Below are 12,611 nucleotides of genomic sequence, written 5' to 3' on the forward strand. Positions count from 1 at the left end.
GCGGGGTAGCGCTGTCGGGGGCCGATAGAGCTTGCCTGCAGCATATGCTAGTTCTTTGCCGAACGACTCACGCCAAGCTGGCAGTCGGCAGGGGTAAGATGGCGAATCAAGGCAGTCTGGAAGAAATGGAAAGCGAGGAAGCCGGTGGCTTTCGGGGCTTTATCCGGCGTTACCGTACGCAGCTTGTCGCGGCAGCGACGCTTATCCTGTTTTGCATGGTCGGTTATGCGATCATGCAGCTCACCAATGAAGTCCGCTATGACGACGTCGTCCAAGCGCTTGCCGACACGCGCTTCAGTTCCATTTTGCTGGCTTTGCTGTTTACTGGCCTCAGCTTCTTCGCGCTGATCTTCTACGATCTCAATGCGATCGAATACATTGGCAAGAAGCTGCCCTTTCCGCATGTGGCGCTCACAGCATTCAGCGCCTATGCGGTCGGCAATACGGCGGGCTTCGGCGCGCTCAGCGGCGGTGCGATCCGCTACCGCGCCTATTCGCGCCTCGGCTTGACGCCCGAGGATATCGGCCGCGTCATCGCCTTCGTGACGCTGTCCTTCGGTCTCGGTCTTGCCAGCGTCGCGGCGATCGCGCTGATGATCATCGCCGATGAAATCGGGCCGTTGATCAATACCAATGCGCTGCTGCTGCGGATCATCGCCGGGGCGATCCTGGCGGGCCTCGGCGTCATGGTCTATCTCGGGCGTGATGGCCGGGCGGTCGCTCTCGGCCCGATCGCCGTCCGCCTGCCGGATTCGCGTACCTGGTCGCGGCAGTTCCTCGTTACCGCCTTCGATATCGCCGCGTCGGCCACCGTGCTCTATGTGCTGCTGCCGCAGACAGCGATCAGCTGGCCGGTGTTCCTGGCGGTGTATGCGATTGCCGTCGGCCTCGGCGTGCTCAGCCACGTGCCGGCCGGTCTCGGCGTCTTTGAGACTGTCATCATCGCCTCGCTCGGCAGCGCGGTGAATATCGACGCGGTTCTCGGATCGCTGGTTCTCTACCGCCTGATCTATCATGTGCTGCCGCTGCTGATCGCAGTGCTCGCGGTGTCGCTGACAGAGCTTCGCCGCTTCGTCGATCATCCGGCCGCTTCCAGCATCCGCCGCATCGGCGGGCGCCTGACACCGCAGCTGCTGTCGGCCTTCGCGCTGATCCTCGGCGTCATGCTGATCTTCTCGAGCGTCACGCCGACGCCGGATGAAAATCTCGAATTCCTCGCCAATTATCTGCCTCTGCCGATCGTCGAGGGTGCCCATTTCCTGTCGAGCCTGCTCGGTCTGGCGCTCGTGGTTGCCGCGCGTGGTCTTGGCCAGCGTCTCGATGGCGCATGGCTGGTATCGGTGGTCTCTGCCGTTCTGGCGCTCACCCTGTCGCTGCTGAAGGCGATTGCGCTGGTTGAAGCGATCTTCCTCGCGATCCTGATCTTCAGCCTGTTCGTCAGCCGCCGCCTTTTCACGCGCCACGCCTCGCTGCTGAACCAGACGCTGACTGCCGCCTGGCTCATGGCGATTGCGGTCATCTGCGTCGGCGCAGTCGTCATCCTGCTCTTCGTCTATCGCGATGTCGAATATAGTAACGAGCTCTGGTGGCAGTTCGAATTCGCGGCTGAAGCGCCGCGCGGTCTGCGTGCCGTGCTCGGGATCACCATCATTTCCTCGGCGATCGCCATCTTTAGCCTGCTGCGTCCCGCGGCCTTCCGGCCGGAACCGGCGAGCGACGAGGCGCTGCAGCGCGCCGTCGATATCGTCAAGGCGCAGGACTATGCCGACGCCAATCTGGTGCGTATGGCCGACAAGAGCATCATGTTCTCCGAAAAGGGCGATGCCTTCATCATGTATGGCCGCCAGGGGCGCTCATGGATCGCGCTGTTCGATCCGGTCGGCGAGCGGCATGCCATTCCGGAACTCGTCTGGAGCTTCGTCGAGGCGGCGCGGGCTGCGGGATGCCGCGCGGTCTTCTATCAGATCTCGCCTGCGCTGCTATCCCATTGTGCCGATGCGGGTCTGCGTGCATTCAAGCTCGGCGAGCTCGCCGTTGCCGATCTCGGCGCCTTCGAAATGAAGGGCGGCAAGTGGGCAAACCTGCGCCAGACGGCCAGCCGCGCCCAGCGCGATGGCCTGAGCTTCGAGGTCATACCGGCGGAAGAGGTGCCCGCCATTCTCGCCGATCTGGCTGCGGTCTCCAGCTCCTGGCTGGAAGACCACAATGCCAAGGAGAAGGGTTTCTCGCTCGGCGCCTTCGAGCCTGACTATGTCAATTCGCAGCCGGTCGGCGTGTTGAAGAAGGACGGCAAGATCGTCGCCTTCGCCAATATCCTCGTCACCGAAACCAAATCGGAAGGCACGATCGACCTCATGCGTTTCTCGCCCGAGGCGCCGAAGGGGTCGATGGACTTTCTCTTCGTGCAGATCATGGAATATCTGCGCGAGGAGGGATACAGCCATTTCAACCTCGGCATGGCACCGCTTTCGGGCATGTCGAAGCGCGAAACGGCCCCCGTATGGGACCGGATCGGAAGCACCGTGTTCGAACACGGCGAGCGCTTCTACAATTTCAAAGGCCTTCGGGCATTCAAATCAAAGTTTCATCCGCACTGGCAACCGCGCTATCTTGCGGTTTCCGGAGGGGGCAATCCGATGATCGCGTTGATGGACGCGACCTTTCTCATCGGTGGCGGATTGAAGGGAGTCGTCAGGAAATGATCAGAAAATATATCCTCGCCGCAGCATGCGCCACGGCGCTTGCGTTTCCGGCCTATGCCGCCGACGAGAGCACGCAGGACTTCGAAACCGGGCTCATCCCGTCGCCGCACATCTTTCTGCCGAAGGGCGATGTGAAAGGCGCCGTGATGCTGATCTCGGACGCCGCCGGCTGGGGCGACAACGAGAAGGCCGAGACAGACAAGCTGGTGGATGCTGGTGCGGTGGTGATCGGCGTCGACTTTCCGTCCTACATGGATGCGCTGCGCAAATACGATGCGAGCGATAATGACGGTTGCATCTATCTGGTCTCCGACATCGAGGCGCTCAGCCAGCAGGTTCAGCGCGCCGCCGGCAACAGCGCCTATCATCTGCCTATCATCGCCGGTGTCGGCGAGGGCGGCGCTCTGGCGCTGGCGATCGCGGCGCAGACCCCCGATGCGACGATCGGCCAGACGCTGGCGATCGATCCCACGGCAGGCATTCCGCTGACGCAGCAACTCTGCACGCCGGCCAGCAAGAAGACCGTCGGCGACCGGATGATCTACGGCCTGACCGAGGGCAATCTGCCGGATCCCGTCGTGGTGGCCTTGACGTCGAATGCACCGAAGGATGGGCGCGAGCATGTCGCGGAGCTGAAGAAGACGCATCCGGCGATCGATGTGCGCGACGCCGATGACGACGCGCAGACGACGCTGTCCGATACGCTTGACGACATGATCGACGCATCAGGCAATGCCGACAATCCGCTCGGCCTGCCGCTTGCGGTTCTCGATGCCAAGCCGGCGATGGATACGATGGCGATCGTCTATTCCGGCGATGGCGGCTGGCGCGATATCGACAAAGAAGTCGGCAGCAAGCTGCAGAAGGAGGGGATTCCCGTCGTCGGCATCGACTCGCTGCATTACTTCTGGTCGGAACGGAAGCCGCAGGAGACCGCCGACGATCTCGGCAAGATCATCGACCTCTACCGGAAGCAGTGGAAGGTCAAGCATGTGCTTCTGATCGGCTACTCGTTCGGCGCTGACGTGGTGCCGGCGACATACAAGCTGCTGAAACCGGCCGAGAAGGCGTCGATCGTCCAGATCTCGCTGCTGTCGCTGTCGCACGAGGTTGACTACGTGATCTCCGTCATGGGTTGGCTTGGCCAGAAGACCGACGGGGCCGGTGGCGATCCGGTCGCCGATCTGAAGGACGTCGATCCCAAGCTGATCCAGTGCATCTACGGCAAGGAAGACGATGACGAAGTCGCCTGCCCGGATATAAAGCAGAGCGGCGCTGCCGTCGTCGAGCTCGCGGGCGACCACCACTTCGACGAAAACTACGATCTGCTGACCAAGACCATCGTCGATGCGCTGAAGTCGCGCCTGAACGACTGAGTCTGGCGGTCAACGCATCAGCTTTTCCTCGCTCCAGCCGAGGGCGGCAATCTCGCCGCCCCGGAAACGGGCATCATCGTTGACGATGAATTCGTCGAGCTGCGGTGGGCGGACACTGGATTCCGCCAGCATCGCATGCACCTGGCCGCGGTGATGAGTCTGGTGCTGGAAAAGGTGGCTGAGGATATCGTCCGCACGCTCCTCCTGAAACCGGCCGCCGCGATCCAGCCGGATGGTGGCCGCCAAGGTCTCCGGCGTCAGCGCTTCGCATAGCGCAACGAGGCGCGCATTGACAGTCCGCTGCTCGGGGATCAGCACTTCGAGCGTATCGAACGGCTCTTCGATCTTCCATGCATCGGGTCCGAGGCTGCCGCCTTCCAGCCCATCCACGTAGAACCAGTCGACGGTGATGATGTGATTCAGCGTCATCTTGATCGAAGGGAAGAAGCTGGTGCGATGCGCTTCGAACTCGCCCGGCTGCAGCCGGAGGCAGGCGTCGAGCAATCTGACATTGGCGAGCGCATTGTTATAGGCGAGCTTGCGGAAAACCCGGCAGGGATCGAAAACTGTCATGTCATCTCCTGTCGGACCGGTCATCGCCCGTCAATGAACCTTCCTGATTTCCGAGTGGCTCTTCAAGACCTTGCCGCCATCTTCCTGCTCGATCAGATAGGCGGGTTCGTCGCTGGTCGCCTTCCGCTTGATGTCGGCGCCCTCAATGGTGCGCTCGACGTCTTCGGTGAAGCTTTCAGCGATCCTGCCCGTTCCCTTGCCTTTGCCCCATGTCCACTCGACGCTCGTGCCCGTCCTGTATTGCTGCATGGCGATGCTCCTTGTTCAGAATGCAATGCGCGGAGAAAGGGACAGTTCCCTCAATCGTCCCGGTCGAGATCGCCGTCTCGCCAGACGACGTGGCGCGGTGCCGGAGGAAGCGTCTCGATCTCGTCGGCAATGAAATAGGGCGGGATATCGAGAGCCTTCAGCGCTTCGCGGGTGGCGGGCACCCATTTGAACTCCAGAATGCTCTTGCCGTCCTCGATCTGATGGACGATCTCGTTTGGCCGGAAGGGGAAGCTTTCGGGGACTTCCATCAGATAATAGAGCCCGAGTTCGTGCCAGTCGCGCTTCTCGAAATGGAAGAAATTCTCGACGATCCAGAGCAGGCGGCCGACCTCAACCGTCACACCGAGCTCTTCCACCATCTCGCGCCGCAGCGTTTCTTCCGAGGTCTCGCCAATCTCGGCGCGGCCACCCGGGAATGTCCAGAAAGGCTCATGGACGGCCCGGTGAACGAGGACATGGCCATCGCGGAAGCCGAGCCCGGCAATGCGGTAGTTGAAGCGTCCGGCACTGCCATCCAGCCGGATCATCGTTCTCTTCGGCATCGGCGCGCTCAGTCGTCTTGCTGGAAGAGCCGGAACTGCGCGGCTTCCAGGTCCTTCGGCGGCTGCATGCCGAGGTGCTTCCAGGCGGTTGCGGTGAGTACACGGCCGCGCGGCGTGCGCTGGATGAAGCCCTGCTGGATCATGTAGGGCTCGATGATGTCCTCGATCGCATCGCGCGGCTCGGAAAGGCCGGCGGCGATGGTTTCGATACCGACAGGGCCGCCGCCGAAATTGACGGCGATCATGTTGAGGTAGCGCTTGTCGAGCTGATCGAGACCCATATTGTCGACGAGCAGCCGGGTCAGCGCCTCGTCGGCGATCTCGCGGGTGACGGCTTCGGCTCTGGCGACTTCGGCAAAATCACGGACGCGGCGCAGCAAGCGCCCGGCGATGCGTGGCGTGCCGCGGGCGCGGCGGGCGATTTCCTTGGCACCCTCGTCGGTCATCGGCAGGTTCATCAGGCGCGCGCCGCGGCGGACGATCAGCTCCAGTTCCTCGACGGTGTAGAAAGAGAGACGCACCGGAATGCCGAAGCGGTCGCGCAGCGGCGTCGTCAGCAGGCCAAGACGGGTGGTGGCGGCGACGAGGGTGAATTTCGACAGATCGATCTTCACAGAACGGGCGGCCGGGCCTTCGCCGATGATCAGGTCGAGCTGGAAATCTTCCATCGCCGGATAGAGGATTTCTTCGACGGCCGGGCTCAGGCGGTGGATTTCGTCGATGAAGAGCACGTCACGCTCTTCGAGATTGGTGAGCAGCGCCGCAAGATCGCCGGCCTTGGCGATAACAGGGCCAGATGTGGAGCGGAAGTTGACGCCGAGTTCCTTCGCCATGATCTGCGCCAGCGTTGTCTTGCCGAGACCGGGCGGGCCGACGAACAGCACATGATCCAGCGCCTCGCCACGGTTCTTGGCGGCCTCGATGAAGATTTTCAGGTTGGCGCGCGCTTCGGCCTGGCCGGTGAATTCATCCAGCGACTGTGGACGCAGCGTCGCGTCAAAATCTTCGCCCTTCTTTTCCGGCGATATCAGGCGGGCGGGGTCGCTCATGTCAGTAGTTCCATTCCAGGGACGCCTCTGGCAGCTCGCTGATCGAAAGTTTTCGTAACAGAGCAGCCGGCATCTCGATTCCTAAGAGCTATGAAGACATCGGCAAATTCGGCTGTCGTTTGCGCCATCACATCAAGCGTCTCTTCAACGATGTTTTCGTCCTCCAGAATGAGGTCGGCGGCATCCAGCAGATCGGAAACTGCTTCCATGATCTCTTCACGCTTTAGCTTGATGCGCTGTCGCAGAAACCAAGTCACCTCCATCAGGGTAATACAGCTTATATAGCCCGGCCCTGCCTCAGGAAGCGACGCGAAAAGAAGCTCGACCTTCTTAGCCTGCTCTGCATCATCCTTGAGAAAAAGGCGCAGCAAAATATTTGTGTCGAGGCCGATCATTTTGCCGCGGCGACCCTTTGCGCGATAGAGTCTCCGACAGCCTGATCCATGTCATCGAGCGAGAAGGTCGGGCGATATGGATCGTGAAATTTTCCCGCGAGATCGATCGCGCGCTTGTTCTTCGCCTTGATGAAGACCTTACCATCGCTGTGGATGTAGCGAATTTTATCGCCAGGCTTCAGGTGCAAGAGTTCGCGAACTTCTGCGGGAACAGTTGTCTGGCCCTTTGATGTCAATGTACCATAATAGATATTCATCTAAACCTCCTTACGTTTTAAATATAGTAAGGAATAACTGATTTCGCAAGGAAATCATCGCGCCAGTTCCTTCAGCCCCAGCCGGATCAGCTTGGCGCTGTCGGCATCTTCGCCGGCAGTCTTCATGGCGGCAGCGACGGCATTCGCCGCTTGATCACGCGAATAGCCGAGATTGGTCAGCGCCGAGACGGCGTCGGCGACCGGGGCCGAGGCCACGCCTTCGCCGAGTTCCTGCTTGAGGCCGATATTCATCGCCTCGCCGGCATAGGCGGGTGCCTTGTTCTTCAGTTCGGTGACGATACGGACCGCGACCTTCGGCCCAACCCCTTGAGCGCGGGAGACGGCGGTCTTGTCCTGAAGGGCAATGGCATTGGCGAGTTCCGGCGGCGTCAGCGTCGAGAGCACGGCGAGCGCCACCTTGGCGCCGACGCCCTGAACGCTCTGCAGCAGGTTGAACCACTCGCGCTCAAGCACACTCGTGAAGCCGAAAAGCTTCAGCTGGTCCTCGCGGACATAGGTCTCGATGAAGAGGACGCAGGCCTCTCCGACGGAGCCGAGCTTCGACAGGGTGCGGCCCGAGCAATGGGCGACGTAACAGACACCATGCACATCGACGAGCACATAGTCTTCGCCGATTTCTTCGATGGTGCCTTTGAGCTTGCCGATCATGATATGTCCGTCAGGGATGGGTTTCGGGAGTGATGAGGTCGAGCGACGGGAAGTAGGCGCGGTAGCCCTTCACATCGCGTGTCAGCAGTGAATAGCCGCGTATGGCGGCATGCGCACCGATCAGAAAATCCGGTAGCACACGTTCGCGCTGGCCGCCGGCCTTGCGATAGATGCGGAATGCGGCTGCGGCCGCAAAAGCCGCTGGCCAGGGGAGATTTTCTCTGCGGAAGGCATCTTCCGGCAGTGCGTTATCGACTTCATCGATATCGCGGTAGCGTACCGAAAACTCGGCATAAATGATCGGGTTGATGAGCACCGGCCCCTGATCGAAAGCCTCGATCGTCCGTTGCCTTGACCAGCCATGCCAATTGGACGACGGGACGGCGAGATCGACCAGCACGTTGGTGTCAATCAAGGTCGCCATGTCAGCGGTCACGCGTCATGGACATGAGCGCGTCGGCATCGATCGCCTGATCACCAGTGCCTTCAAGCTTGGAGATCGCTTTGAGGACTTGATCAAGGCGGTTTCGATCTTCGATGGCGCGACGACCAGTCTTCGGGGAGACAACCAGCTTGCCGCCTTCCATGGAGAACACGACTTCGCTGTTTGGCTCTATGCCGGCCAGCTCGCGGAGATCGCGGGGAATCGTGACCTGACCTTTCGAGGTAACGCGCATGACTTGCTCCTTCAAAGTAAGAATAATCCTTACTTAGAGAACAAGTCAAGAACAAACTATCCGGCCAAGGCTGCCAGGCGCATGCGGTTGCTGCCGCGATTGTGGGCATGGCAGATGGCGATCGCCAGCGCATCGGCGGCGTCGTCGCCCTTGAATTCCACCTTCGGCATCAGGATCTTCAGCATCATGTGGATCTGCTTCTTTTCCCCATGGCCAACGCCGATGACGGCTTTCTTGACGGCGTTCGGAGCATATTCGGAAACCTGCAGCCCGGCACGGGCCGGCACCAGCATGGCAATGCCGCGGGCCTGGCCGAGCTTCAGCGTGGCGACGGCATCCTTGTTGACGAAGGTCTGTTCGACGGCGGCTTCATCGGGTGTGTAGCTGTGGACGATCTCGGCAAGCCCGTCATGCAGCTGGCAGAGGCGGGAGGCCAAGTCCATGTCGCCGTCCGACGTGACCGTGCCGGAGGCTACGAAGCGCAGCGAATTGCCCAGCGTGTCGATGACGCCCCATCCCGTGCGGCGCAGGCCGGGATCGATGCCGATGATGCGAATCGTGTTTTGCATGGCTCACCATATTGCAGTTGCAAAATAACTGCCATTGATATGTGAACAAAACAAAAACATCCCTTGTTTTTATGTCGCGCCGTTTACTGCGAATTAAATCAGTTGTCTGAAATCTAATCCATCAAATGTGAGAGGGGCTCCTTTTTCGGAAGGTTAAGGCCCCCAGTGTTCTGTTTTCGGTCAAGCCAGCTGCGAAAAGCCAGGCAAGCCGCTCCGGAAGGGTTCTAGTTTATGGCTCAGAGATTTCAGTCTCTATCATTTAAAGTCATTGCGACTTTCATTCTGCTCACGGCGCTTGCCGTCAGCACCATCAGCGTGCTCGGCTATTTCGCCAGCAGCCGCATTTCCGACGAGCAGGCGCTGAAGGCGAAGGAGAGCGTGCTCATCTTCCGCGGCGACATGCTGCAGGATCAGCTGGAGCAGCTTGAAAACCAGGCGAACTCGATCGCGCGTATCGAAGCGCTGCAGATGTCGATCACCAGCCTGAAGAGCGGCTGGAAGACCATCGAGAAGTCCTCGGGCGATGCCCGCGCGGAACTGAAGAAGATCTTCATCACCAACAATCCGAACCCGGCCGATCAGCGCGAAAAGCTGATGAAGCCGGAGGGGCCGAGCGGCTTCTACTATTCCAACCATGAGAAGACGCAGGGCGAAGTCGCCCGCGACCTCGAAAACACGGCCTTCAGCGATCTGCTGATTGCCGACATGGACGGTTCCGTCCTCTATTCCTACAAGAAGGACGACAATTTCGCCGAAAACCTGAAAGCCGATGCCTGGAAGGCGACCGGTGCCGGTCTCGCCTACGCGAAGGCTGTCGAGAACACGGCAAAGGCGACCGACGATTCCGCGCCGACAGGCTTCTCGGGTCTGCGCGTCGATGCGGGAAAGTCGGGGATCTTCTATGCCGTTCCGATCGTCAAGCTGGGCCTCGCGAAGGGCATCATCCTCTTCAAGGTTCGCGATGATATCGTCACCGGCATCCTGTCGAAGGGCATCGTGTCCGGCAGCACGGCGCAGGCGGCGATCATTTCCAGCGATGGTTCGGCTGTCGGTCTTGCAGACGGCAAGCTGGCGACGCTCGATACTGCGCCCTTCACCTTTATCCCGGACGCGCTCGCCAACAATCAGGGCATGACGGTCGATGACTTCGACCGCGCCGACGGCTCGGCCCGTGCCTATGTCCGCGGCATCGATTATCACGGCGACCGCTTCCTGGTGGTCGAAAGCGTCCGTCTCAGCGAGCTGAATGCCGGCTCGATCGAGATCGCCACGCTGCTGACGATGATCGGCCTGGGTGCGCTCGTCGTCATGGCGATCGCCACCGGCCTGATCACCAAGCTCTTGTTCTCGCCGCTCGCCCGCCTTGCCGGCAACACCCGCGATGTCGCGGACGGCAAGCTCGATACCGAGATCGGCAGCCAGAACCGCCACGACGAAATCGGCACGATGGCAAAGGCGCTGGCGCGCTTCAAGCAGTCGTTGCTCGAAAGCCGCGAGCTCGAAGCCGCAAGTGCCGAGACCCGCACCCGCGCCGAGCGCGACCGCCAGGAAAACTTGGCGCTGCGCGAAGCCGAGGCGAAGAGCCTGCAGGATGTCGTGCAGGCGCTCGACGAGGGTCTGCATCATCTGGCCAGCGGCAATCTCGCCTATCAGATCGAGGCGCGCTTCCCGACCGAGCTTGAGGGCCTGCGCGTCAACTTCAACGAGGCGCTGGCAACGCTCAGCGAAACGATGACGGCGATCGGCGGAAATTCGATGGCAGTTCGTTCAGGCTCGGAAGAGATGCGCAACGGGGCCGACGATCTGGCCGGCCGCACCGAGCGTCAGGCTGCCTCGATCACCGAGACCGCCAATGCGATCGATGCCATCACCCAGTCGGTCCGTATCCAGATCGAACGCGCCGAGCAGGCCGAGCGGATCGCCCGCGACGCCAAGAAGGAAACGGCGGGTTCGAGCGATATCATGCGCGAGACGATCGCGGCGATGGAGGCGATCCAGTCGTCCTCGCGCCAGATCAACTCGATCATCTCTGTCATCGACGAAATCGCCTTCCAGACGAACCTGCTGGCGCTGAATGCCGGTGTCGAGGCAGCGCGTGCCGGTGAATCCGGCAAGGGCTTTGCTGTCGTCGCCATGGAAGTCCGCGAACTGGCACAGCGCTCCTCGAGCGCCGCCAAGGAAATCGCCAGCCTGCTGCAGAAGTCGACACATGAGGTCGAAAGCGGCGTATCGCTGGTTGAGCGGGCAGGGGTTGCGCTGACCGGTATCGGCAGCCGTGTCGAGGCGATCAACGGCCAGATCCACGAGATCATGGAATCGACCCGTGAAGAGGCCGATACGCTGCGCCAGATCAACAGCGCGGTCTCCGAACTGGATTCGATGACGCAGCAGAATGCGGCGATGGTCGAGGAAAGCACGGCAGCGATCCACCGTCTCGCCAGCGAGGCGCTGGAAATGGACCGCCAGCTCGGCAATTTCACACTGCCGCAGGGCCATCACCACCAAAGCGCTGAAGTGCATGTGCTCCGGCACCGCCGCGCGTCTTAACGCCCTCAGAGGAGCAGGCGACTCCAGCCATCAGTTGGATCTGGAGTCGCTTGAAACAGCGGCCTCATCAGAGGCTCAGGTCCAAGCCGAGCTTCCTGCTGAGCAGGAAGGCGGCGAGCCCCACGCCGAGTACCGCCAGCGCGAAGACGGCGGCCATCATGCCGCCCGATCGCAGTAGCGCTCGCCTGTCGCTTTTCTCCGCACGGTCATAATGCCACTTGATGGCGAAGAACATCGCTATTCCCAAGGCAAGAACCTTGAATGTAACGAAGACTACAGGGACCCAATCCATCTAAAACACTCTCGTATGCATAAGCTGCGCTCCTTATGATCCCATCGCGGGCAAGCGCCTACTTCCGATTATGCAATGCAGATATGTAATAGTAGGTGGTGCTTACTTGGGCTGATCCGCGGGTTCGCGGAATGCCGATTAGGGGCGCAACCGACACCGGCAATGGGCCACCTTGCGCCACAAGGGGTCATTGAACCGAATGACAAATCCGGTAAACTCTCAGGTGTTGGTGTTGCAGAAACCGAGAATAGTGGGATGAACCTGAACCAAGTCACTGTGACAATGCCCAATCTTGACGCGGGCTGGACATTCTATTGCGCTCTCGGCTTGGTGCCAATTGTGGATGCACGACCTGACTATGTGCGCTTTGTCTGCCCTGACGGTACCAGCACGTTCTCGTTACACAAGGGCGACGATGTAGCCACTGGCACCACCGTTTATTTCGAATGCGATGATTTAGATGAAAAATATCAAAGGCTAGTTGCTGCAGGAATCGTGTTCTCAGCTCTGCCGCAAGATCAGAGTTGGCTTTGGCGAGAAGCCGAGCTTTTTGATCCAGGCGGAAACCGTATCCTACTGTACCTCGCTGGAAGTAACCGCACCGATCCGCCGTGGCGGATTAAGCCAAATGACATATAGAACACGTCAGAGGTCCGCTTAGGGTCGCCAGCCGCCATGGTTGACATGTGGGAC

At 60.5% G+C, this 12,611-nt stretch carries 15 protein-coding genes; 4 read left to right on the plus strand and 11 right to left on the minus strand.

Going from position 1 to position 12,611, the window contains the following annotated elements; translation table 11 throughout:
- The first annotated feature begins 98 nt into the window (after positions 1 to 98).
- Both mprF and AC1DIJ_RS21655 read left to right on the plus strand, forming a co-directional pair.
- Entirely contained in the window at positions 99 to 2,702 is a 2,604-nt protein-coding gene (gene mprF, locus AC1DIJ_RS21650; protein ID WP_112385459.1) for a bifunctional lysylphosphatidylglycerol flippase/synthetase MprF, read from the plus strand.
- The gene (locus AC1DIJ_RS21655) at positions 2,699 to 4,078 is read left to right on the plus strand and encodes a virulence factor family protein (RefSeq protein WP_112385458.1); all 1,380 of its coding nucleotides are present in this window, start codon (positions 2,699 to 2,701) and stop codon (positions 4,076 to 4,078) included. Before mprF ends, AC1DIJ_RS21655 begins: the two co-directional genes overlap by 4 nt.
- Positions 4,079 to 4,087: 9 nt before the next feature.
- On the opposite strand, the gene AC1DIJ_RS21660 is transcribed toward AC1DIJ_RS21655, so the two are convergent.
- The 10 genes from AC1DIJ_RS21660 to ruvC are packed head-to-tail and all read right to left on the minus strand — an operon-like array spanning position 4,088 to position 9,079.
- Positions 4,088 to 4,651, minus strand: a complete 564-nt coding sequence (locus AC1DIJ_RS21660) for a DinB family protein (protein WP_112385706.1) — start codon at positions 4,649 to 4,651, stop codon at positions 4,088 to 4,090.
- A gap of 30 nt (positions 4,652 to 4,681) precedes the next feature.
- A complete protein-coding gene (locus tag AC1DIJ_RS21665; protein WP_112385457.1) occupies positions 4,682 to 4,900 on the minus strand; it encodes a hypervirulence associated TUDOR domain-containing protein in 219 nt (72 codons plus the stop codon).
- Positions 4,901 to 4,950: 50 nt separating this feature from the next.
- Positions 4,951 to 5,463, minus strand: coding sequence for an NUDIX hydrolase (locus AC1DIJ_RS21670; RefSeq protein WP_112385456.1), 513 nt, complete (start codon positions 5,461 to 5,463; stop codon positions 4,951 to 4,953).
- Between the two features lie 8 nt (positions 5,464 to 5,471).
- Positions 5,472 to 6,512 (minus strand): Holliday junction branch migration DNA helicase RuvB, encoded by a 1,041-nt coding sequence (gene ruvB / locus AC1DIJ_RS21675; RefSeq protein ID WP_112385455.1) that lies wholly within the window; start codon positions 6,510 to 6,512, stop codon positions 5,472 to 5,474.
- Complete coding sequence (locus AC1DIJ_RS21680) at positions 6,509 to 6,907, minus strand: type II toxin-antitoxin system VapC family toxin (protein WP_112385454.1); 399 nt, start codon at positions 6,905 to 6,907, stop codon at positions 6,509 to 6,511. The genes ruvB and AC1DIJ_RS21680 overlap by 4 nt, the downstream gene beginning before the upstream one ends.
- Positions 6,904 to 7,164, minus strand: a complete 261-nt coding sequence (locus tag AC1DIJ_RS21685; protein WP_112385453.1) for an AbrB/MazE/SpoVT family DNA-binding domain-containing protein — start codon at positions 7,162 to 7,164, stop codon at positions 6,904 to 6,906. Before AC1DIJ_RS21685 ends, AC1DIJ_RS21680 begins: the two co-directional genes overlap by 4 nt.
- Before the next feature lie 54 nt (positions 7,165 to 7,218).
- Positions 7,219 to 7,833, minus strand: a complete 615-nt coding sequence (gene ruvA / locus AC1DIJ_RS21690; protein ID WP_112385452.1) for a Holliday junction branch migration protein RuvA — start codon at positions 7,831 to 7,833, stop codon at positions 7,219 to 7,221.
- Between the two features lie 10 nt (positions 7,834 to 7,843).
- On the minus strand, positions 7,844 to 8,257 hold the full coding sequence (locus AC1DIJ_RS21695; RefSeq protein ID WP_112385451.1) for a type II toxin-antitoxin system VapC family toxin: 414 nt from the start codon (positions 8,255 to 8,257) through the stop codon (positions 7,844 to 7,846).
- Between the two features lies 1 nt (position 8,258).
- The gene (locus AC1DIJ_RS21700) at positions 8,259 to 8,510 is read right to left on the minus strand and encodes an AbrB/MazE/SpoVT family DNA-binding domain-containing protein (protein ID WP_112385450.1); all 252 of its coding nucleotides are present in this window, start codon (positions 8,508 to 8,510) and stop codon (positions 8,259 to 8,261) included.
- A 56-nt stretch (positions 8,511 to 8,566) separates the two neighbouring features.
- Entirely contained in the window at positions 8,567 to 9,079 is a 513-nt protein-coding gene (ruvC, locus tag AC1DIJ_RS21705) for a crossover junction endodeoxyribonuclease RuvC (protein ID WP_112385449.1), read from the minus strand.
- A 231-nt stretch (positions 9,080 to 9,310) separates the two neighbouring features.
- Between ruvC and AC1DIJ_RS21710 the strand changes: the two genes are divergently transcribed.
- Positions 9,311 to 11,626: a methyl-accepting chemotaxis protein gene (locus AC1DIJ_RS21710; protein WP_112385448.1), complete on the plus strand. Its 2,316-nt coding sequence runs from the start codon at positions 9,311 to 9,313 to the stop codon at positions 11,624 to 11,626.
- Positions 11,627 to 11,693: 67 nt separating this feature from the next.
- Here the strand turns inward: AC1DIJ_RS21710 and AC1DIJ_RS21715 are convergent, their stop codons facing one another.
- The gene (locus AC1DIJ_RS21715) at positions 11,694 to 11,918 is read right to left on the minus strand and encodes a hypothetical protein (protein ID WP_112385447.1); all 225 of its coding nucleotides are present in this window, start codon (positions 11,916 to 11,918) and stop codon (positions 11,694 to 11,696) included.
- Positions 11,919 to 12,173: 255 nt separating this feature from the next.
- Here AC1DIJ_RS21715 and AC1DIJ_RS21720 point away from each other — a divergent pair, with 255 nt between their 5' ends.
- Complete coding sequence (locus AC1DIJ_RS21720; RefSeq protein ID WP_112385446.1) at positions 12,174 to 12,557, plus strand: VOC family protein; 384 nt, start codon at positions 12,174 to 12,176, stop codon at positions 12,555 to 12,557.
- Positions 12,558 to 12,611: the final 54 nt, after the last annotated feature.

It is taken from the genome of Rhizobium sp. 10N427, assembly GCF_056394605.1.

What these genes read in the sequence shown, in the direction of transcription:
- mprF (WP_112385459.1), top strand. Translation starts at nt 99, where the DNA reads ATGGCGAATCAAGGCAGTCTGGAAGAAATGGAAAGCGAGGAAGCCGGT.
- AC1DIJ_RS21655 (WP_112385458.1), top strand. Translation starts at nt 2,699, where the DNA reads ATGATCAGAAAATATATCCTCGCCGCAGCATGCGCCACGGCGCTTGCG.
- AC1DIJ_RS21660 (WP_112385706.1), bottom strand. Translation starts at nt 4,651, where the DNA reads ATGACAGTTTTCGATCCCTGCCGGGTTTTCCGCAAGCTCGCCTATAAC.
- AC1DIJ_RS21665 (WP_112385457.1), bottom strand. Translation starts at nt 4,900, where the DNA reads ATGCAGCAATACAGGACGGGCACGAGCGTCGAGTGGACATGGGGCAAA.
- AC1DIJ_RS21670 (WP_112385456.1), bottom strand. Translation starts at nt 5,463, where the DNA reads ATGCCGAAGAGAACGATGATCCGGCTGGATGGCAGTGCCGGACGCTTC.
- ruvB (WP_112385455.1), bottom strand. Translation starts at nt 6,512, where the DNA reads ATGAGCGACCCCGCCCGCCTGATATCGCCGGAAAAGAAGGGCGAAGAT.
- AC1DIJ_RS21680 (WP_112385454.1), bottom strand. Translation starts at nt 6,907, where the DNA reads ATGATCGGCCTCGACACAAATATTTTGCTGCGCCTTTTTCTCAAGGAT.
- AC1DIJ_RS21685 (WP_112385453.1), bottom strand. Translation starts at nt 7,164, where the DNA reads ATGAATATCTATTATGGTACATTGACATCAAAGGGCCAGACAACTGTT.
- ruvA (WP_112385452.1), bottom strand. Translation starts at nt 7,833, where the DNA reads ATGATCGGCAAGCTCAAAGGCACCATCGAAGAAATCGGCGAAGACTAT.
- AC1DIJ_RS21695 (WP_112385451.1), bottom strand. Translation starts at nt 8,257, where the DNA reads ATGGCGACCTTGATTGACACCAACGTGCTGGTCGATCTCGCCGTCCCG.
- AC1DIJ_RS21700 (WP_112385450.1), bottom strand. Translation starts at nt 8,510, where the DNA reads ATGCGCGTTACCTCGAAAGGTCAGGTCACGATTCCCCGCGATCTCCGC.
- ruvC (WP_112385449.1), bottom strand. Translation starts at nt 9,079, where the DNA reads ATGCAAAACACGATTCGCATCATCGGCATCGATCCCGGCCTGCGCCGC.
- AC1DIJ_RS21710 (WP_112385448.1), top strand. Translation starts at nt 9,311, where the DNA reads ATGGCTCAGAGATTTCAGTCTCTATCATTTAAAGTCATTGCGACTTTC.
- AC1DIJ_RS21715 (WP_112385447.1), bottom strand. Translation starts at nt 11,918, where the DNA reads ATGGATTGGGTCCCTGTAGTCTTCGTTACATTCAAGGTTCTTGCCTTG.
- AC1DIJ_RS21720 (WP_112385446.1), top strand. Translation starts at nt 12,174, where the DNA reads ATGAACCTGAACCAAGTCACTGTGACAATGCCCAATCTTGACGCGGGC.